This window comes from Bacillus cereus group sp. BfR-BA-01330, assembly GCF_022663885.1.
GTDB lineage: Bacteria > Bacillota > Bacilli > Bacillales > Bacillaceae_G > Bacillus_A > Bacillus_A cereus.
Window position 1 is genome coordinate 268740 of record NZ_JAKUGK010000007.1, and the last position, 20773, is coordinate 289512.

The following is a 20773-nucleotide window of genomic DNA, read 5'->3' on the forward strand; positions in this document are numbered from 1 at the left end:
ATTTGGTGGAGGAATTCGAATGAAAAAGAAAATTGCAGAGTATGAAGTTGGTGAACAAGTCGATATTTTCTTGTTAATTAAAACAGCGACAAAAGGTATCGCAAGCAATGGAAAGCCATTTTTAACAGTAATCTTACAAGATCCAAGTGGAGATATTGAAGCAAAATTGTGGGACGTATCACCAGAAGTTGAGAAACAATATGTAGCGGAAACAATCGTGAAAGTAGCTGGAGATATTTTAAACTACAAAGGACGTATTCAATTACGTGTGAAACAAATCCGTGTTGCGAATGAAAATGAAGTAACAGACATCTCAGACTTCGTAGAAAAAGCACCAGTGAAAAAAGAAGATATGGTTGAGAAAATTACGCAATACATATTTGAAATGAGAAACCCGAACATTCAACGTCTAACAAGACATTTATTAAATAAGCATCAAAACGAATTTTTAGACTATCCAGCAGCGACAAAGAACCATCACGAGTTCGTATCTGGACTAGCTTATCACGTCGTATCAATGCTTGATTTAGCGAAAGCTATCTCAAATCTATACCCATCGTTAGATAAAGACTTACTATATGCAGGCGTTATTTTACATGACCTTGGTAAAGTAATCGAACTATCTGGCCCAATTTCTACAACGTATACGTTAGAAGGAAATTTACTAGGCCACATTTCGATTATGGTGAACGAAATTGGTAAAGCGGCAGACGAATTGCAAATCGATGCAGAAGAAGTATTAATTCTTCAACACATCGTCCTTTCTCACCACGGAAAAGCAGAATGGGGTAGTCCAAAACCACCATTAGTAAAAGAAGCAGAAATTCTGCATTACATCGATAACTTAGATGCAAAAATGAACATGATGGACCGCGCATTAGGACGCACAAAACCAGGCGAATATACAGAGCGTGTCTTTGCGCTTGATAATCGTTCGTTTTATAAACCGTCGTTCCATAATTAATAGTGTGAATAAAGTGGCCTCATTAAGTTTTAAAAGCTTAGTGAGGCTATTTTTATAGGAAGTAAATAGTATGATACAAAAAATATCTCGAATTTGAGATAAATCTCTTGCTTTTTAATCACTTGAGGTGTAAAGTGATAGTAACGAAAGCGATTGAGTCATATGAAAAACATACACTCAGTTGTTTTCGATTAAAAACAAAGTAACTTATACAGTAAAAACTAAGATGAATTTACAAAAACATAATTAAGAATAAATTGAAAAGCTAAAAACCATATTAGTTGTGGGAAATGTTATTTTTTTAGTTATCACTTGACTAGTAAAACGAAACGGAGGAATAACCAATGTATGAAATTAAAGGGCATCATCACATTTCAATGGTTACGAAAAATGCAAATGAAAATAATCAATTTTATAAAAACGTGCTTGGCTTACGTCGTGTGAAAATGACAGTAAACCAAGATGATCCGTCAATGTACCACTTATTTTATGGAGATAAAACAGGAAGTCCAGGTACAGAATTATCATTTTTTGAAATTCCATTAGTAGGAAGAACATATCGCGGTACGAATGCGATTACTCGAATTGGATTACTCGTTCCTTCAGAGGAAAGCTTACATTACTGGAAAGAACGATTTGAGAAATTTGATGTGAAACATAGTGCAATAACAACATATGCAAATCGTCCTGCTTTACAATTTGAGGATGCTGAAGGTCTTCGCTTAGTACTACTCGTTTCAAACGGGGAAAAAGTGGAGCACTGGGAAACTTGGGAGAAATCAGAAGTTCCTGCAAAGCATCAAATTCAAGGAATGGGTTCTGTAGAAATGACAGTGCGTAGACTTGATAAAATGGCGAGTACACTTACAGAGATGTTCGGTTATACAGAGGTTAGCCGAAATGATCAAGAAGCAATTTTCCAGTCCATTAAAGGAGAGGTTTTTGGAGAAATCGTTGTGAAATATTTAGATGGTCCTACTGAAAAGCCGGGCCGAGGGAGCATTCACCATTTAGCAATTCGCGTGAAAAACGATGCAGAGCTTGCTTATTGGGAAGAACAGGTGAAACAAAGAGGCTTCCATTCTTCAGGAATCATCGACCGTTTCTATTTTAAAAGCTTATATTTCCGCGAATCAAACGGAATCCTATTTGAAATTGCGACAGATGGACCAGGATTTACAGTTGATGGAGATGTGGAACATTTAGGAGAAAAACTTGATTTACCACCATTCTTAGAAGGTCAGCGTGCAGAAATTGAAGCGAATTTAGCACCGATTGAAGAGAAGTAATAGAAGAAAATATACAACTTTAACATATAAATGAAACCCCATTGGAGGAATATAAAATGAACCAATTAAAAGGAATTCACCACGTTACAGCGATTACAAGTAGTGCAGAAAAAAACTATGAGTTTTTTACTCACGTTTTAGGAATGCGTTTAGTTAAGAAAACAGTAAACCAAGATGACATTCAAACGTATCATTTATTCTTTGCAGATGATAAAGGTAGTGCAGGAACAGATATGACATTCTTTGACTTCCCAGGTATTCCAAAAGGAGTACACGGTACGAATGAAATTTCAAAAACTTCATTTCGCGTTCCGACCGATGCAGCATTAGAGTATTGGGTGAAACGTTTTGACCGTCTTGAAGTAGAACATACAGGAATTAAAGAGCAATTTGGTAAGAAAACTCTTTCTTTCGTTGACTTTGATGATCAACACTATCAATTAATCTCAGATGAACTTGATAAAGGAATCGAATCAGGTACACCATGGCAAAACGGACCAGTACCATTAGAATACGCAATTACTGGTTTAGGACCTGTATTCATCCGTATCGCAAACTTTAGTTTCTTTAAAGAAGTGTTAGAAAAAGTTTTATTATTTAAAGAGGTTGCGCAAGAAGGAGAATTCTATTTATTTGAAGTGAATAAAGGCGGAAACGGTGCATCTGTCATCGTAGAACATAATACGGTTCTTCCTGAAGCACAACAAGGTTTTGGTACAGTGCACCATGTGGCATTCCGCGTAGAAGATCGCGCTGTATTAGAAGAATGGATTGAGAGAATCAGTAGCGTTGGACTTCCTTCATCTGGTTATGTAGACCGTCATTTCTTTGAATCATTATATGCAAGAGTTGCACCACAAATTTTATTTGAATTTGCAACAGATGGCCCAGGATTTATGGGAGATGAGCCATACGAAACACTTGGCGAGAAATTATCTTTACCTCCATTCCTAGAGCCAAAACGTGAAGAAATTGAAAAATTAGTTCGTCCAATTGATACAGTAAGAAGCACGAAGGAATTTATTAAAGAGTAAAAATAGAGCAAGTAGTTTTAGCGGAGTGCTGGAACTGCTTGCTTTTTTATTTATTCTAGTAAGTTTTCTGACAATTGTTTCTCAAGTTATTAAAAAGGAAAACTTTGGTATAATTAATTAAAATATTAAATTTTCTGATAATTATTTTTCAATGCATAGAAAAGGAGTGGTAATATACAATTTTGATAATTGTATAAAAATACTAATTTTGGAGAAAAGGGGATGCGGAGTGTATGGGAGCAGATGTAGTAACGCGGGAGCAAATGAAACATTCTTTAGATGATTGGTATCGTGTAATGTTGCAGCAAAATATAGAGAAAGCTACGGAAATGAAAGAGGAGATTGAAAGTAAGATTAGTGGTTTGGACGTGGATCAGGATGTATTGCTTTATCATTCGTTGTTGAATTTTAGATATGATGCATTAGTGGATTGGATTGGGGTTAGAGAAGATAGTTTTGATAAAGTGGAATCTTTTGAAATCCCGGCAGAAGGTGTTCTAGCTTATTACTATCACTTTTTTAAAGGGTTTCATTGCACATTAATTTCAAATTATAACGAAGCGAAAGAACAGTATGAGCAAGCTGAGAAGTTATTGAAATATATTGCAGATCCGATAGAACATGCGGAGTTTAATTATCGGATGGGGAATTTCTATTATCAAAAATATGACCAAGTTCATGCAATAGATTACTTGAATAGGGCAAAAGCAGCATTTTTACAATATCCAGGTTATGAAATAAAAGTAGGATTATGTGAAAATGCTTTTGGACTATGTTGTGTAGACATAGATCACTATGAATTAGCGGAAGAAAACTTTAATTCTGCTATGGAAGTATTGCAAAAAGCAGATCAAAAAAAATATATGCTAATGGTTCGGCATAATTTAGCTTGGCTTTATGCTAGTCAAAATCTTTCAGAATTAGCGATTCGTCATATATCTGAGGTGACCAAAAATTACCCAGAACACTTTAAAGCCTTGTTTGTAGAAGCACATGAACATTACAAATTAGGACAATATAATTTAGCGAATCCAATTGTTGAAAAAGGTTTAAATATTTGTGTTGATTTAGGAGAAAAAGAATTTCAACATCGGTTTAAAATTTTGAAAGAACTCAATGGAAAATCTTCAGTATCAATTATTGAAGATGTAATTTTAGAAGGACTTTCTTATTTTGAGAGAGAAAGATTATGGGATTGTATTCAAGAATACACTGAAATTTTAGCACTGAAATTTTATGAATTTGATGATCATGTTAAGGCAAGTAAATATTTTTATATGAATAATAAGGCTCAAAAAAATATATTGGAAAAGGGAGCGTTAAAATAATGAAGAAATTTCGTTTGGCTATTGTTGGGACTGCATTAGTAGGGGGATTATCAATTGGGTTCAATAGTTCTTTTACAAATCAAGCTGTAAATATAGGAGACACAGGAGGAGCACCAGCAAGACCAGACTACGTTAATATAGGAGACACAGGAGGAGCACCAGCAAGACCAGACTACGTTAATATAGGAGACACAGGAGGAGCACCAGCAAGACCAGACTACGTTAACATTGGTGACACAGGCGGAGCACCAGCAGATAATAAAGGCGACGGCGGAGTAAGCCAACTATAATAATAAAGAAAGGGACTTCAACATGAAGTCCCTTTTTCTATTTTCAGGTCATGTAGAGAAAAGAATTGACTTACTTTAAATATGTAACTATAATGGTTACAGAATAACCATTAGTAACAGAAATGAGTTATATTTTTTTAGTATAATTGTAACTGTTTTAGTTACAATTAAAAAGAGGACATAAAATAACCAAAAAATGTAAAAACTTTAAATAACAACAAGAGAAAGGAGACGGGAATGTTGAAACGGTTTAAGTTTTATTTGATTAGCGGTATTGTGCTTATTTTGCTTATCGTATGTAACTTCGTTGATAAGCCGATTGCGAAGGTTGGAGAAGTGAAAGATACTGTTATGATGAAGCTGAATACGAAAGAGAGTATGGCGCAAATTGATGGACAGACGATTTATTTTAAACAAATTGGTGAGGGAAAACCTCCTTTACTTATGTTGCATGGGTTTGGTGGTTCTTCTGATGGGTTTAGTGATATTTATCCGGAACTAGTGCGAGATCATACGATTATTGCGGTTGATATTTTAGGGTTTGGGCGTTCTTCTAAGCCGGTTGATTTTCAGTATTCGTTTCCTGCGCAAGTGAATTTATATTATAAGTTAATGAAGAAGCTAGGATACGATCAGTTTGCGGTGCTCGGCCATTCAATGGGCGGAGAGATGTCCCTTAATTTAGCGTATTTATATCCGGATGCAGTGACGCATCTCATCTTGGCGGATGCTACAGGGATAGAGTCTTTCCAGCAAAAAGAAAGTTATGAAGTACCACCGCTATCGACGGACTTACAAACTGTAACTGAGATTACGAAGTATAATAAAAATGAAGTAAAAAATAGTCGTGATGATAAAGAGCATTATGATCAGCTTACGAAAATGAGAGAGCGCCGCATTGCGATGGAAGCTGATAAAATTAAGGTACCGACTTTAATTATATGGGGACGACATGATAAGAGTGTTTCTTGGAAAAATGGTGAACTGTATCATGGGCTATTTGCAAATAGTACGTTTCATATTATTGAAAAAGGATACCACGCACCGTTTCGTCAAGAACCAATTGAGTTTATGGAATATGTACAAGCATTTTTCGCGAAGCATCCACAATAAAATTTTTAAGCATAAATCCAATTCTTTCCTCATAAAGTGAAACTAATAAGGCTTGTCTAAGGAAAGGAATGAAGTAATTTGGAAACTTTACCATGGTGGGTGTATCTTGTAATTGTTGGGATTGTACTAAGTGGCTACATGGTTTTATATACTTCGAAAAAAGAGCAAGATATGGATAATGAGTTTATCGAAAAAGAAGGCGAAGTATATATGAAGCGCTTAGAAGAAGAGCGCGAGAAACGTAATCAGGATAGTGATAAGGATTCTGTATTGCTTTAATAGAAATTTTGAAAGGCTACCACCTGGTAAAATTTTACAACTAGGTGGTAGCTTTTTTTCTTCTGGGGGAGCAGTATATGTTCATCAAGCTAAGGTTATATTAGTTTAATTTTACATGTATAAGAGAGTCATCATAAACTTTTATTGATGGTATTTATATATATTTTTCCTCATAAGAATGGAACTAGCGGGGATTTTACTGGGGGGGATTAACAATGCATAGGGATGAAACTTCATTACATCCTGATACAGGCGTTACGTCTGTAATGTTTGTTGAGCGTTCATTAAATGAAATTCGTTTTTGGTCTAGAATCATGAAAGAGCATTCTTTTTTTCTTCGCTTGGGATTTAGATGCGAGGATACTCAACTAATCGAAGAGGCGAATCAATTTTATCGATTGTTTGAACATATTGAACAAATAGCGCATTCCTATACAAATGAAACAGATCCTGAGCAAATAAAAAGATTTAATGCAGAAGTACAACAAGCTGCAACTAATATTTGGGGATTTAAGCGAAAAATTTTAGGGTTAATTCTCACATGTAAATTGCCAGGACAAAATAACTTTCCACTTTTAGTTGACCATACAAGTAGGGAAGCTGATTATTTTAGAAAACGTTTAATACAATTAAATGAAGGTAAATTAGATGCCCTTCCTGATGCTATTATTAAAGAAAATGTTTTCTTTTTACGGATTATGGCAGACCATGCTAAATTTATTGGCCATCTTCTTGATCCGTCGGAAAGAAAGCTTGTAGATACAGCACGAAATTTTAGCAATGATTTTGATGAATTGATGTATCAAGCAATTGACTTAGAATCTATGAAACCACAATCCCAAACAGCTCCTCTTTTAGATCAATTTTTAGATCAAAATCGCGTGTCAGTTGCATCTCTTCGGGATTTTAAGAAAACAGCACGTGATTTAATTGAGCAATGTAAAATAAAGAGTATCATTCATCCATTATTAGCAGACCATGTTTTCCGTGAAGCTGATAGATTTCTTGAAATCATTGATATGTATGATGTTCATCTTACAAATATTCAATCACAACCTAGATATTAGAAGATAAGGAAAGATACTATTTTTCCTTAAGCTGAGAAGTTAACAATTTATTGTTAGCTTCTTTTCTTTGTGATTAAAATTTTCTTTTAAGGACTACATAAATCCTTTTGACCAAATATGTAATTCTTTGTAAAATGTTATATATGGAAAGATTATGAATATACAGGAAATCTATGGGTAGTAGATTTTAATAAATTACTCGGGGGAAATTTATTAATTAAGTATATTAACTTTTTCACATTAAATTTTACAACTAAAGGGGTAGTAGTAATCATGAAGGTAAAGAAATTAGTAAGTTTAGCATTACCAGTTATGTTATTGAGCGGTTGTATTACAATTGAAACGGATGGTAAGAAAGCTGAAACAAAGAAAGAAGAGACACAAAAGGTAGAGAAAGAGAATAAGACTTCTGAAAAAGAGAGTAAGTCAACTGATAGCAAGAAAGAGGATAGCTTATCTGTAGCGAAAGGTGAAGGTACAAACAGTAGTTCATCAAGTAGTCAACCAAGTTCTTCTTCAAATAATTCAACTTCTTCACCTGGTAAGGTAACTGGTTCAGATGTTGAAAGGTATAAGGCAGATATCATAAACAGTGCTACTCAAATTGAAGATACAATGAAATTAATTGAAGGAATAGCAGATTCAGACGTAAAATCATACAAACAAAAGAAAAGTGAAGTACAACTAAGTTTAGGTGGAGCAAAGGCAACAACGAAGAAACTGAAGAATTTACAAGCGCCCCCTGAGTTACAGGGAGAACAGGCGAAGATAAAGCAATCGATGGAACTATATGCGGATTGTTTTCAACTTCTTTTTGATGCATTGGACCAAGAAGACGAGAGTAAAATGCATCAATCATTAAGTAAAGCACAAGAAGGTTCAAAACTGTTTGAAGAAGCAGCGAAGAGTATTGGTAGTAAAACCAACTAAAAATAAAGTATTTAAAGGGGTATTTGTAAGTGCAGTTGGTGCAAGTGAAGAGTTAGGAATTAGTTATGGAAACACATTACAAATTTATCAAATGGACGATAATGTTCGTATTCGATATGTAAAACAATAAATAATTGGTGAAAAACTCTGTAATAAATTTTACAGGGTTTTTTGTTAGTTCTAGTTTATTTTTTTGTCTTCCTAAGCGCTAAGCATACTAGTATAAGTTGAGAAATGAACAAAACGATAATGATAGGCAGATGATGTAACTCCATAGTAACTGTAACCATCTAAAGCCCAATTCATACACTATGATGGAGGCTTTTTACTTCATAACCGGATGAAAAAGGAGTGTAATCATGAAGAAACGTACTGTTAGTGAAGCGGGAGGGAATGTGCCGCAACCAATCCGTAGCGACGGAGCAGGGGCGATTGATTCTGGACCTCGTAATGTTATGCGGGATATTCAAAATCCGAATATGCTTGTTCCGCCTATAACGGATGCAGGGTTAGTTCCTAACTTGAAGTTTTCATTCTCGGACACTTCTATGATTTTGAAACAAGGGGGGTGGTCTCGGGAGATTACTGTTCGAGAACTACCGGTTTCGACGACGATTGCAGGAGTAAATATGAGTTTAACGGCCGGTGGAGTACGAGAACTACATTGGCATAAAGAAGCGGAATGGGCGTATATGCTTTTAGGACGGGCACGCATAACGGCTGTTGATCAAAATGGACGGAATTTTATTGCTGATGTTGGACCAGGTGATCTTTGGTATTTTCCGCCTGGTATTCCGCATTCCATTCAAGGATTGGAACATTGTGAATTTCTACTCGTTTTCGATGATGGGCATTTTTCTGATTTATCTACTTTAGCTATTTCTGATTGGTTTGCGCATACGCCAAAAGAGGTGTTGTCGGCTAATTTTGGAGTACCTGAGAGTGCTTTTCGTTCTATCCCTTCAGATCAAGTTTATATTTATCAAGGAGAGGTGCCAGGTTCGCTTGAAAGTCAGGAAGTTCAATCACCGAAAGGAGAAGTTCCTTTAACATTTAAACATGAATTGTTAAAACAAAAGCCGATTAAGACGCCTGGTGGTAGCGTTCGAATTGTAGATTCCACAAATTTCCCTATTTCCAAAACAATCGCAGCAGCGCTCGTTGAGGTTGAGCCTGGTGGAATGAGAGAACTTCATTGGCACCCGAATAATGATGAATGGCAATATTATTTGACAGGGGAAGCGAGAATGACTGTGTTTCTTGGAAATGGTACCGCTCGTACATTTGATTATAGAGCTGGCGATGTCGGATATGTACCGTTTGCGACGGGGCATTATATTCAAAATACAGGTACCGAAACATTATGGTTTTTAGAGATGTTCAGAAGCAATCGTTTTGAAGATGTATCGTTAAATCAATGGATGGCACTGACTCCTAAAGAAATAGTGGAGAGTAATATACATGTTGGCCCGCAAGTAATGGATTCTCTGCGTAAGGAGAAGTGGCCTGTTGTGAAATATCCGGGGTTTTCATATAGTCCGAAAAGTGATGAGTAAAAATGAAAATTTGCGTTATTCTTTCTGGAGACTGATAAGAAGGGATGGCGTATTTTTTATGCCTAATCTAGTCTTTATCCCGCTATTTGCCGGGTAGTAAGCCCCCTACCTCAAAATTCAGCTGAAGTAAAGAAGTTAGGTGGGGGGCTGTCCGTAAAAGCCCGATTGGTGAGGGCTGATTAAAGTTTCACTTTATTAGTATCCATTCTTTGTATTATTGTTCGGGAAATTATTATTGGAGCATAGTATAGGGAAGATACATATAAAATAGCGCCGTTATAAGCTGTAACGCATAAGTTGCGCAGGAAATGCAACGATAACTCGCTTTACTCTTCATCATTTATTTGAACATAATGGGCATAGAGAGGTGATAAACACAGTATGATTTTTAGTGAGCGTTTAAAAGAAGAAAGGGAAAAAAGAAATTGGCCGCAAAATGATTTGGCTGAAAAACTTCATGTGAACAGGCAATCTGTTTCGAAATGGAGACGGAAAAGAACTATCCGAGCATTGAAATTATTATTCATTTAAGTGACCTGTTCGGTATTACGATGGATGAACTGCTAAGGAGTGATGAAGAATTGACGCAGAAAGTAATTGAAGATAGTAAGCAATTGGCGTATCCAAAATGGAAGGTGTTTTTGGATAGTCTATTTATGATAGGAGTATTTTTGTTTATTGCAAAAACCGTTGTATGGATGCTAAATAAGTTTGCTGGAGCAAGTATTACAATTGTAGCAGATGCGCCATATGTAATGAATCTTTTGCCCCTTGCATTCATGATTATAGGTGGTATAGGTTCCGATAAGTTGAAGAAAATATATAGATAAGAGAAAGATTTGAAAGAAATCCCCAACACTAGCTGTTCTTTTCACTTAAATTGTGTACTATAAAGGATAGGATGATATAAAGAAGGGGACATATAGAATGGAATTTCATGAACAGAAGATTTTGCCGGCAGTGAGGCAAATTAAAGATTTGGAAAAGCTATTACATAGTTCGTATGAATATATTGTTATTTTAGATATTCATGTCGGCCAATTGAAGAGTGTTATATCGCTTGCGAAGCAATATTGTAAAAAGGTGTTTTTACATGTGGATTTAATTCATGGTTTGCAGAGTGATGGGCATGCGACGGAATATTTATGTCAGGAGTTTAGACCGTACGGGTTACTTTCAACAAAGGCGAGCGTTATTATGAAGGCGAAGCAAAAAGGTGTTGTGGCAATACAACGCATCTTTTTAATCGATTCGAGTGCGATGGAGAAGAGCTGCAATCTTTTAGATAAGACGAAACCGGATTATATTGAGGTACTTCCTGGAGCATTAACGGACGTTATCGCTGAAGTGAAAGAGCGTACTGGTGTACCGATTTTAGCAGGTGGTTTTATTCGTACTGTAGAAGATGTGGAAAGAGCATTAAACGCTGGTGCGACAGCAATTACGACATCAAAACGTGAACTATGGAAACATTACCAAAAAAAGTGACGAAAATGTGAATTTTTTCGTTGACACCGCTTTCATTTACGGTTAACATTATAGACAAGTTAATAAACGTGACGGAGAAAAGTAGAGATCCACATTTCATTGTTTCTATATAAATTTATATAGAAGCGTGCAAGCTGTGGGTCTTTTTCTTTTGACAAAAACGAATGGCCATTCATTTTACCTCTATCACATTTGAAAGCGTTTAAATTGATTGTGGAGGGATACTATGTCAGCATTTTTAGGAGAGTTAATAGGGACTGCGTTGTTAATCGTACTTGGTGGCGGCGTTTGTGCTGGTGTAAGTTTAAAGAAATCGTTTGCGAAAGATTCAGGTTGGATTGTTATTACAATGGGCTGGGGCTTAGCAGTAGCGGTTGCAGCGTATGCGGTTGGATCAATTAGTGGGGCACATTTGAATCCAGCTTTAACGATAGGATTAGCATTTAAGGGAGCGTTCCCATGGAGTGACGTACCAGGTTATATCGTAGCACAAATGATTGGGGCAATTATCGGGGCAGTTATCGTATATTTACATTACTTACCACACTGGAAAGAAACAGAAGATCCAGGAACAAAGTTAGGTGTATTTGCAACAGGTCCAGCAATTCCGAACACATTTGCAAACCTTTTAAGTGAAATGATTGGAACATTCGTTTTAGTATTTGGTATATTAGCAATTGGTGCAAATAAATTTGCAGATGGATTAAATCCATTTATCGTAGGTTTCTTAATTGTAAGTATTGGTTTATCATTAGGTGGGACAACAGGATACGCAATTAACCCAGCGCGTGATTTAGGTCCGCGTATCGCACACTTCTTCCTTCCGATTGCAGGAAAAGGCGGTTCAAACTGGAAGTATGCATGGATTCCAGTAGTTGGTCCAATTTTAGGTGGATCACTTGCAGGTTTATTCCATCAAGTTGTATTTGAAGGAAAACAAAATTCAGCACTTATTTATGTGATTATCGCAACTGTGATTGTACTAGCAATCTCTTATATGACAAGTAAAAAAAGCGGAAGCAATACAAATAGTAGAAAAGTAGCATAAGGGGGAAACCGATATGAAAAAATATATTCTTTCATTAGACCAAGGAACAACAAGCTCACGCGCAATTCTTTTCAATAAAAAAGGTGAAATTGTTCATTCAGCTCAAAAAGAGTTTACACAACATTTTCCAAAGCCGGGCTGGGTAGAGCATAATGCACAAGAAATTTGGGGATCTATTTTAGCAGTTATCGCAACTTGCTTAAGCGAAGCAGATGTAAAACCAGAACAAATCGCTGGTATCGGTATTACGAACCAACGTGAAACAACGGTTGTCTGGGATAAAACAACTAGTAAACCAATTTACAACGCAATCGTATGGCAATCTCGCCAAACAGCTGAAATTTGTGATGAGTTAAAAGAAAAAGGTTATAGCGAAATGGTTCGCGAAAAAACAGGTCTTTTAATTGATGCATACTTCTCTGGTACGAAAGTAAAATGGATTTTAGATAACGTTGAAGGTGCAAGAGAGAAAGCAGAAAACGGCGATCTATTATTCGGAACAATTGATTCGTGGCTTGTATGGAAACTATCTGGTGGTAAAGCACACGTAACAGATTACTCAAACGCATCACGTACGTTAATGTTTAACATTCACGACTTACAGTGGGATGATGAGCTTCTAGAAATGTTAACAGTACCAAAGAGCATGCTTCCAGAAGTGCGTCCATCATCTGAAATTTACGGAGAAACAATTGATTATCACTTCTTCGGCCAAAATGTACCGATTGCAGGTGTAGCTGGTGACCAACAAGCAGCATTATTTGGACAAGCTTGTTTCGGTGAAGGTATGGCGAAAAATACTTACGGAACTGGTTGTTTCATGTTAATGAACACTGGTGAAAAAGCAGTAGCTTCTGAGCACGGTCTATTAACAACAATTGCATGGGGAATAGATGGTAAAGTAAACTACGCATTAGAAGGAAGTATTTTCGTAGCGGGTTCTGCAATTCAATGGTTACGTGACGGAATGCGCATGTTTAAAGATGCAAGTGAGAGTGAAGTGTATGCGAGTCGCGTTGAATCAACTGACGGTGTATACGTTGTACCAGCATTCGTTGGACTAGGAACACCTTATTGGGATAGTGAAGTACGCGGCGCTATGTTTGGTGTAACGCGCGGTACGACGAAAGAGCATTTCATTCGTGCAACGCTAGAATCTTTAGCTTACCAAACGAAAGACGTATTATGCGCAATGGAAGCAGATTCAGGTATTGAGCTGAAAACATTACGCGTTGATGGCGGAGCAGTTAAAAATAACTTCTTAATGAAGTTCCAAAGTGATATTTTAGATGTTCCTGTAGAGCGTCCAGTAATCAACGAAACAACGGCTCTAGGTGCAGCATACTTAGCTGGTCTTGCGGTTGGATATTGGAAAAACCAAGATGAAATTAAAGAACAGTGGCATATGGACAAACGCTTTGAACCAACGATGGAAGCGAAAACAAGCGAAGAGCTATATGCTGGATGGAAAAAAGCAATTGAAGCAACAAAAGCTTTCAAATAATCATAAACAGTGTTATAATGGTGACAAGTTAATAATTCGGTAGGAGATTTGGAGAGACCACAACGCGCTATAGAGGCGAAATCTATAGCGGAGTTTGTGGTCTCTTTTTTCGTTATCAAAGGGAGGAATTACCATGAAATTTTCAAGTAAACAACGTAAAGACGTATTAAACGGAGTAAATAAACAAGAGTTAGATGTGATCGTAATTGGTGGAGGTATTACTGGTTCTGGTATTGCATTAGATGGAGCAACACGCGGGTTATCAACAATTGTGTTTGAAATGCAGGACTTTGCAGCAGGTACATCAAGTCGTTCAACGAAGCTTGTACACGGTGGTCTACGTTATTTAAAACAACTTGAAGTGAAAATGGTAGCAGAGGTGGGGAAAGAGCGTGCGATCGTATATGAGAACGGTCCCCATGTAACAACACCAGAGTGGATGTTACTTCCGTTCCATACAGGTGGTACGTTCGGATCATTTAGTACATCAATTGGTCTTCGTGTATACGACTTCTTAGCAGGTGTAAAACGAAGCGAGCGCAGAAAGATGTTTAACCGTGAAGAAACATTAAACAAAGAGCCTCTTGTAAAAAAAGAAGGATTAAAAGGCGGCGGTTACTACGTAGAATATCGTACAGATGATGCGCGTCTTACAATTGAAGTAATGAAAGAAGCAATTGAGCACGGCGCAAAAGCTGTTAACTACGCAAAAGTAGACAGTTTCTTATATAAAGATGGAAAAGTATGCGGTGTACGTGTAATCGATTTACTAGACGGTGAAGTATACGAAGTTTACGGTAAGAAAATTGTAAACGCAGCTGGCCCTTGGGTAGATACACTTCGTGAAAAAGATAACTCGAAAAAAGGAAAAGTACTTCAGTTATCAAAAGGTGTTCACTTAGTAATTGATCAAAAACGTTTCCCATTAGGTCAAGCGATTTACTTCGATACACCAGATAAACGTATGGTGTTCGCGATTCCTCGCGGCGGAAAAACTTATGTAGGTACAACAGATACGTTCTACGATAAAGACGCAGCTGTACCACAAATGACAACAGAAGATCGCACATACATCATTAATGCGATTAACTACATGTTCCCAAGCGTGAAAATTACAGAGAAAGACATCGAATCAAGCTGGGCTGGTGTACGTCCGTTAATTTACGAAGAAGGTAAGAGTGCATCTGAAATTTCTCGTAAAGACGAAATTTGGACTTCTGAATCTGGTTTAATTACAATCGCAGGTGGTAAATTAACTGGATACCGCAAAATGGCTGAAATGGTAGTAGACTACGTAACGAACTTACTACAAAAAGAAGGTCATAGCGCATATCCGAAGAGCGACACGAAACATATGCCAATCTCTGGTGGACATGTAGATGGTTCACACGGATTCCCAGCATTCGTTGCGAAAAAAGCTGGCGAAGGTACGAAATATGGTTTAACAACAGCACAAGCAGAAGAATTCGCGAAATTCTACGGCTCTAACGTTGACGTACTATTTGATTTAGCGAAAAAACATAAAGACGAAGCGAAAGAATACAACATGCCACTAGACGTTCTAATCCCGCTTGTATACGCAATGGATTACGAAATGACAGCAAAACCAGTTGACTTCTTCGTACGCCGCAGAGGCGCTGTATTCTTCAACATCCACTGGGTATACGAGTGGAAAGAAGCAGTAATCAACTACATGGCTGCGAAACTAGGCTGGAGCAAAGAAGAACAAATGAAATATACAGCTGAACTAGAAAAAGCATTAACAGACGCTGTAATTCCTGTAGATCAACAAGAACAGGCAGCTGCGTTAGCATAAAATAGAGAACCACCTGAAGGGGAGCCTTTAGGTGGTTTTTTCTCTTGACTAAAAATAAATAAAATGTGTTACAATGATGATAGAGTATTTAGTGTGAATTTTGCATAAAATAAAAAAGACAGAAGCCTGAGAAACTTCTGCCTTGTGTAACCTAACTTGCTATTGTGGTGGTAGTAGGTGCGGTTATAAGACAATTACATTAACGTTTTAGCCGAGAACCGCCCTTACCTTTTCCACGAAGCAGGGTGGTTCTCGCTTTTTTGTATACAGAAATTAGCCACGGACCGACGTATCTTCTACCGATGACAACGCCAGCTCCGGTTAGGATACCATACACTAATTTAATTACAAACATCGCGATTATATTATCACCTCCCCCTTTTTTCAAAATGGAAGAGATGACTGCCACACCTACTAGTTATAGCTTATTAAGTTACGTATTCATTGTATTATGTTTTAAAATAGGGAACAAGATATATGGATGAAAATTCCTGTTTTTAAGCAGAACATTAGTGTCAGGGGACAAGAAGTAAATAAATATTCATAAAAAAACGGTATGGACATCGCAATCTGTATTTTTTACACTAGCACACTTAGTACGTTTTGTTTCAAAAACATAAATAGATAGTATGTAGAGGGTTATGATAAATAACCCTCTTTTCGTGTTTAAATAAGTGCACTCTCTTTAACAGAAATACATAATTCAGAACGAGAGATTGATTCAGTTAGTTGCTGTAAATAAGAGTATTCTTCCGCATCTTTTTCGGAAGTGTTAGGATCTAGCAAAGGTGAAGAAAGAAGTACATCAATCGTAAGTATGTCTGCATCATGAGAGACGATGTTATAACCTGCAAAAACAGGTCGTTTTAAGTCTTTTGCTTTTTGAATCATCTGATGGAATTTCGTAACACTTATATTGATTTGTGCGAATGGAAAGCATTTTTGGATAGGATTCTCGATGGTCTTTCTAATTTTATAATCGTATACATAGTAGTACTTTTTTTGCTGCTCAAGTGTTTGCAACTCTTTCGTTAATGAGTGGTATTTGTCTGTAAGTCCAGTTGTGAGTGCACGATGTTCTTCGCCAACTAATAATGTGAAAGGTCTTGGTGAGGAGATTGAAATGGTGCGGACGTTTAGGTCAGTAAAAGTGTGCTTAGATTGTAAAATGGTATGTAATTTTTCGGTAGGAAACTCACCGTCATAAATAGCAATAAAATAGTGGTTCATCTTTTCGCTCCTTAATTTTTTTCTAAACTGATATATTCTACTTTAAAGGTGTAAGTCCTGCATAAAAAAGAAAACACCTTGATTGTTATCAAGGTGTTGTAATAAGTTCAAAACTATCCGAATCAGCCCCAAGCACAAAAGGACTAACCTCGTCAACGCTATAAAGGTGCAATTCATGCATCGCTCGCGTACAAGCAGTGTAGAACAATCTACGAACGCTCTCATCGCTGTACACATCTTTAGAAGCATCGTAAATAATAACGGCATCAAATTCAATGCCTTTCGCTAAATAAGCAGGGATAATAACAACGCCTTGTTCGTATTCAGCAGAGGTGCTCTTCACAAGTTTAATATCTTCAATGCTACTAAGTTCCTCATAGGCAGCGGCGCTTTCAGCTGCGGATTTACAGATGATTGCGATCGTATTGTGCTGCTCTGTTTGTAGTGCAGCAACTTTAGCAGTAATATGTTCGTGTAGTTCGTTGTGATTAGCTACTTTCGTCACTGTAGGTTTCGCGCCGTCACGTTCAAAGGCGTGAATGTTCTTCCCTTCCGGTACGAGAGCACGTGTAAATTCAATAATCGGTTTTGTTGAGCGATAGCTACGAGTTAAGTTAATGCCGTTTGTTTCGTCTGGCCCGTATAAATTCGTAAGTGTATCGAAATTCACCGTTTCACTCGCATGGGCAAATATCGCTTGGTTAAAGTCTCCGAGTACCGTCATTCTTGCAGCAGGGAAGAGACGTTTTAAAAACTCGAACTGGAACGGAGAGTAATCTTGCGCTTCATCTACGAGTACGTGTTTAATCGATCTGTTCGTTTGGAAGCCTTCAATTAATTCTTTTAAAAGTAAAAATGGAGTCGCATCCTCGTAATATAGCTTTCCTTCATCAAGCATGTTTACTGTTAATGAGCAAATGTCATCCCATTCTTTCGGTTTTTCCCCAGTAACCCATGATGCATCTGTGAAAAGTTGTTTATATATGCCTGTAAAATTGATGAAACGCAATGTTTGAACGCCTTTACGAAGTGGCTTCATTTTTTTACGGACAATCATACGTCCAAGTACTCTTGTTTCTTTCTCAAAATCATTAAAGGAGTTATCGTCAAACTCGCCTTTTTTCTGCAAGTATTTATAAGCCTTTTGATATTCATCTTTACTAAGTAGTTCAATTTCTTCTTCTACCCAAGGCTTTTTCAGTTCTGCTTTTTCAAGTGCATCTATTTGCTTATTTAGCCAATCCGTTAACTTTTCAATTCTATTATTGAAACGGAGGGAGGAGTCTGTATTGTAAAATTGCTCTGTAATTTCTTTAGCTGAGGCGATTAGTTTCCCTCTAAATTTCATTCCTCTAAATAGCATGCCTGAAGATTCAAGAGATTGTCTGTACGCTCTAATCATCTCGAAAAATTGAGTGGATGCTTTAAATCGGATGCTCGCATTTCTCGTTTTATAGGTAGGGCTATTCGTTTCAGTTAACATATATTCCAATTGTTCATAAGGATCTTCAACGTCAAATGACTTACTTAGTCTATGGTTTAAATATTCTTGGAAAGTCACTTGCTGCATATTTTCTTCGCCGAGTTCAGGTAGTACGTTAGAAACGTAGCTGTTGAACATAGAGTTAGGGGAGAAGAGAATAATTTGATCTGCTTTTAACCATTCGCGATATTTATATAGTAAGTAGGCGATTCGTTGCAGGGCAGCTGACGTTTTACCACTACCAGCAGCTCCTTGCACGATAAGGAGTCGGCCTTCATCGTGACGAATAATTTCATTTTGCTCGCGCTGAATTGTAGCAACGATGCTCTGCATATGTTTATTCGTCCCTTTTCCGAGCGCTTGCTGCAAGATTTCATCACCAATTGTAAGGCTCGTATCGAACATAGAATCAATCTCGCCATTTTGAATAATGTATTGTAATTTTTTCTCCACATTACCGTGGATTACGCCGCCTGGTGTACTGTATTCAGCCGGTCCTGGTGGATAATCGTAGTACACACTCGAAATAGGTGCGCGCCAGTCATATATAAGGAAGTTTTCTCCGCTTGCATCAGTAAGTGTAGCGACGCCGATATAAATTTGATCCGCGGCAGATTCTCCTTCTTCTTTGAAATCAATTCGTCCGAAATAAGGTGCTTTATGCATGCGTCTTAATGCGGCAAGTCGATTAAAGGTGTGCTTATGGGTAATTTGTGTGACAGCTAGTGACTGAGCTTGTTGTCTTAAGTTGATAACTGTTTCAAGATAATCATCGAAAGTATCAGTATTCACTTTCACATCATCCCAAAAGTGTTTACGAATATTGATTACTTCTGCTCGGCGTCTGCCAGTTTCGTTTTCCAGTTTATCAATTTGCTCCGTAATTGTTTCAATTACGGTATCCAATCTTTTTTGCTCTAGATCAAGTTTTTTGTTCATACGGTAAGCACTCCTTTAAAAGTGAAAAATAGAGGTTGACTGAAGATGTGTTTTGGTGTACAATTAAGATACGGATAAATACGTTCCTTTTGTTTTGTAAAACGTGTTTCTGTTCTAATTTAACATAGTTTTTTCATTTAATCAATGATAATAAGATAAACCTTGGTTCTACGTGGCGTGGATCAAGGTTTTTTTGTGTTTGAAGAGGGAGTCACGCTTGTTGTCGTTTTTTGTCGGTAAGTCGATATATTTCGAAAATCGCTGATATAATTGGAGTTGCGCTGATATATTTTGAAAATCGCCGATATAATTGGAGTTGCGGTCGATATATTTGAAAAATCGCCGATATAATTTCATTTACCGAATCTAGATTAACTACTGGGAGAAGAGGAGATAAAAAAAGCTCGGGCCGAAGCCCAAGCTTTTTACTTCATTATTTCTTTTCTTCTTTTTTATCGTCAGCTTTTTTCTCTTCGAAAAGATCTTTTAAATCTTTATCGTCAACTTTTACGTCAGCTTTTTTGATTTCTTTCATCATAAGATCATTCATGAATGCAGCATCTTGTGCTTTCTTCTGAACTAGATCTTTTTTGATGTCGCCTTTTACTTCATCAAATGGTTTTTGTTCTTTAATGTCTGTTACTTTAATGATGTGGTAACCGAATTGTGATTTCACAGGTTCGCTTACTTCATCTTTTTTCAGCTTGTAAGCAGCATCTTCGAATTCTTTAACCATTTTACCAGCAGTAAAGTAGCCAAGGTCTCCGCCTTTTTCTTTTGAACCAGTATCTTCAGAGTATTGTTTCGCTAACTCTTCGAAAGATTTACCTTGTCCAAGTTCTTCTTTTACCTTTTTCGCAGTAGCTTCATCTTTTACAAGAATGTGGCTTGCTTTAATTTCAGGCTTGTAGTTTTCTTTTAGTTCTTTATCAGTGATTGTTTTCTCGATAGCTTTTTCTTGAGCTAATTGAGCACGCACACCAGTTTTTATAGTTTCTTCTTTAATACCTTGTTGTTTTAATAGTGTATCGAATTGATCACCGTATTGTTTTTTCATTTCATCGAACTTTTTGTCTACATCTTTGTCTTCAACTTTGTAGTTTTTAATAAGTACTTTTTCCATAACCATGTTGTTTAGTACTTGTTTACCAGCTTGTGTCTTCATTTGATCGTAGAATTCTTCTTTTGTAATGTCACCAGCTTTAGATGTAACAATTTTGTCTGATGATGATGTTCCACATGCTGATAATGCGATTACACTTGTTGCGGCTAAGGCAAGCATAGCTTTCTTCATTCGATAAACACTCCTACTATTATGTATTTTTAATTTATCCTACACCAATGAATTTTGATTCATAGGAGCCCGATTAAGTCTCACTGATACTTTTGCTTTTTTATATTGGTAAAGCGCGCTT

Annotated in this window: 19 protein-coding genes and 1 pseudogene; 16 read left to right on the forward strand and 4 right to left on the reverse strand. The window is 36.9% G+C overall.

All coding sequences use genetic code 11. The features are described from left to right. Window positions 1-19 precede the first annotated feature (19 nt). The 16 genes and pseudogenes from yhaM (at window position 20) to glpD (ending at window position 15706) form a co-directional block, all read left to right on the forward strand. Window positions 20-964: a 3'-5' exoribonuclease YhaM gene (yhaM, locus tag MR112_RS21015; protein ID WP_000726638.1), complete on the forward strand. Its 945-nt coding sequence runs from the start codon at window positions 20-22 to the stop codon at window positions 962-964. Window positions 965-1308: 344 nt separating this feature from the next. Beyond that, the gene (locus MR112_RS21020) at window positions 1309-2253 is read left to right on the forward strand and encodes a ring-cleaving dioxygenase (protein ID WP_000272988.1); all 945 of its coding nucleotides are present in this window, start codon (window positions 1309-1311) and stop codon (window positions 2251-2253) included. A 56-nt stretch (window positions 2254-2309) separates the two neighbouring features. Next, window positions 2310-3287 (forward strand): ring-cleaving dioxygenase, encoded by a 978-nt coding sequence (locus tag MR112_RS21025; protein WP_001072552.1) that lies wholly within the window; start codon window positions 2310-2312, stop codon window positions 3285-3287. A gap of 233 nt (window positions 3288-3520) precedes the next feature. Continuing rightward, entirely contained in the window at window positions 3521-4615 is a 1095-nt protein-coding gene (locus tag MR112_RS21030) for a response regulator aspartate phosphatase (RefSeq protein WP_226369012.1), read from the forward strand. Continuing rightward, window positions 4615-4905, forward strand: coding sequence for a Phr family secreted Rap phosphatase inhibitor (locus MR112_RS21035; RefSeq protein ID WP_242245267.1), 291 nt, complete (start codon window positions 4615-4617; stop codon window positions 4903-4905). The genes MR112_RS21030 and MR112_RS21035 overlap by 1 nt, the downstream gene beginning before the upstream one ends. Window positions 4906-5142: 237 nt before the next feature. Beyond that, on the forward strand, window positions 5143-6018 hold the full coding sequence (locus tag MR112_RS21040; protein WP_086409440.1) for an alpha/beta fold hydrolase: 876 nt from the start codon (window positions 5143-5145) through the stop codon (window positions 6016-6018). 78 nt (window positions 6019-6096) lie between these two features. Beyond that, window positions 6097-6297, forward strand: coding sequence for a sporulation YhaL family protein (locus tag MR112_RS21045; RefSeq protein WP_000449223.1), 201 nt, complete (start codon window positions 6097-6099; stop codon window positions 6295-6297). A gap of 215 nt (window positions 6298-6512) precedes the next feature. Beyond that, the gene (locus MR112_RS21050) at window positions 6513-7364 is read left to right on the forward strand and encodes a DUF2935 domain-containing protein (RefSeq protein ID WP_000554479.1); all 852 of its coding nucleotides are present in this window, start codon (window positions 6513-6515) and stop codon (window positions 7362-7364) included. Window positions 7365-7637: 273 nt separating this feature from the next. Next, the gene (locus MR112_RS21055) at window positions 7638-8294 is read left to right on the forward strand and encodes a DUF7018 domain-containing (lipo)protein (RefSeq protein ID WP_226369013.1); all 657 of its coding nucleotides are present in this window, start codon (window positions 7638-7640) and stop codon (window positions 8292-8294) included. After that, window positions 8275-8424 carry a hypothetical protein gene (locus tag MR112_RS21060; RefSeq protein WP_000260576.1) on the forward strand — a complete coding sequence of 50 codons (150 nt, stop codon included), beginning with the start codon at window positions 8275-8277 and terminating at the stop codon, window positions 8422-8424. The genes MR112_RS21055 and MR112_RS21060 overlap by 20 nt, the downstream gene beginning before the upstream one ends. A 229-nt stretch (window positions 8425-8653) precedes the next feature. Next, window positions 8654-9850: an oxalate decarboxylase family bicupin gene (locus tag MR112_RS21065; protein ID WP_226369014.1), complete on the forward strand. Its 1197-nt coding sequence runs from the start codon at window positions 8654-8656 to the stop codon at window positions 9848-9850. A gap of 381 nt (window positions 9851-10231) precedes the next feature. Next, window positions 10232-10680, forward strand: a pseudogene (locus MR112_RS21070) (helix-turn-helix domain-containing protein). Between the two features lie 97 nt (window positions 10681-10777). Then, on the forward strand, window positions 10778-11338 hold the full coding sequence (gene glpP / locus MR112_RS21075) for a glycerol uptake operon antiterminator GlpP (RefSeq protein ID WP_000394285.1): 561 nt from the start codon (window positions 10778-10780) through the stop codon (window positions 11336-11338). Between the two features lie 226 nt (window positions 11339-11564). After that, complete coding sequence (glpF, locus tag MR112_RS21080) at window positions 11565-12386, forward strand: glycerol uptake facilitator protein GlpF (RefSeq protein WP_001272200.1); 822 nt, start codon at window positions 11565-11567, stop codon at window positions 12384-12386. Between the two features lie 13 nt (window positions 12387-12399). After that, window positions 12400-13890: a glycerol kinase GlpK gene (gene glpK, locus MR112_RS21085; protein WP_000760011.1), complete on the forward strand. Its 1491-nt coding sequence runs from the start codon at window positions 12400-12402 to the stop codon at window positions 13888-13890. A 133-nt stretch (window positions 13891-14023) separates the two neighbouring features. Continuing rightward, a complete protein-coding gene (gene glpD / locus MR112_RS21090) occupies window positions 14024-15706 on the forward strand; it encodes an aerobic glycerol-3-phosphate dehydrogenase (RefSeq protein WP_000672831.1) in 1683 nt (560 codons plus the stop codon). A gap of 199 nt (window positions 15707-15905) precedes the next feature. On the opposite strand, the gene MR112_RS21095 is transcribed toward glpD, so the two are convergent. The 4 genes from MR112_RS21095 to prsA all read right to left on the reverse strand — a co-directional run bounded on the left by MR112_RS21095 (window position 15906) and on the right by prsA (window position 20652). Further along, window positions 15906-16094 carry a hypothetical protein gene (locus MR112_RS21095; RefSeq protein WP_063246215.1) on the reverse strand — a complete coding sequence of 63 codons (189 nt, stop codon included), beginning with the start codon at window positions 16092-16094 and terminating at the stop codon, window positions 15906-15908. 278 nt (window positions 16095-16372) lie between these two features. Beyond that, on the reverse strand, window positions 16373-16936 hold the full coding sequence (locus MR112_RS21100; RefSeq protein WP_242245268.1) for a hypothetical protein: 564 nt from the start codon (window positions 16934-16936) through the stop codon (window positions 16373-16375). A gap of 88 nt (window positions 16937-17024) precedes the next feature. Continuing rightward, the gene (helD, locus tag MR112_RS21105; RefSeq protein WP_242245269.1) at window positions 17025-19358 is read right to left on the reverse strand and encodes an RNA polymerase recycling motor HelD; all 2334 of its coding nucleotides are present in this window, start codon (window positions 19356-19358) and stop codon (window positions 17025-17027) included. Window positions 19359-19791: 433 nt separating this feature from the next. Then, window positions 19792-20652, reverse strand: a complete 861-nt coding sequence (gene prsA / locus MR112_RS21110) for a peptidylprolyl isomerase PrsA (RefSeq protein ID WP_000710058.1) — start codon at window positions 20650-20652, stop codon at window positions 19792-19794. Between the last annotated feature and the right edge of the window lie 121 nt (window positions 20653-20773).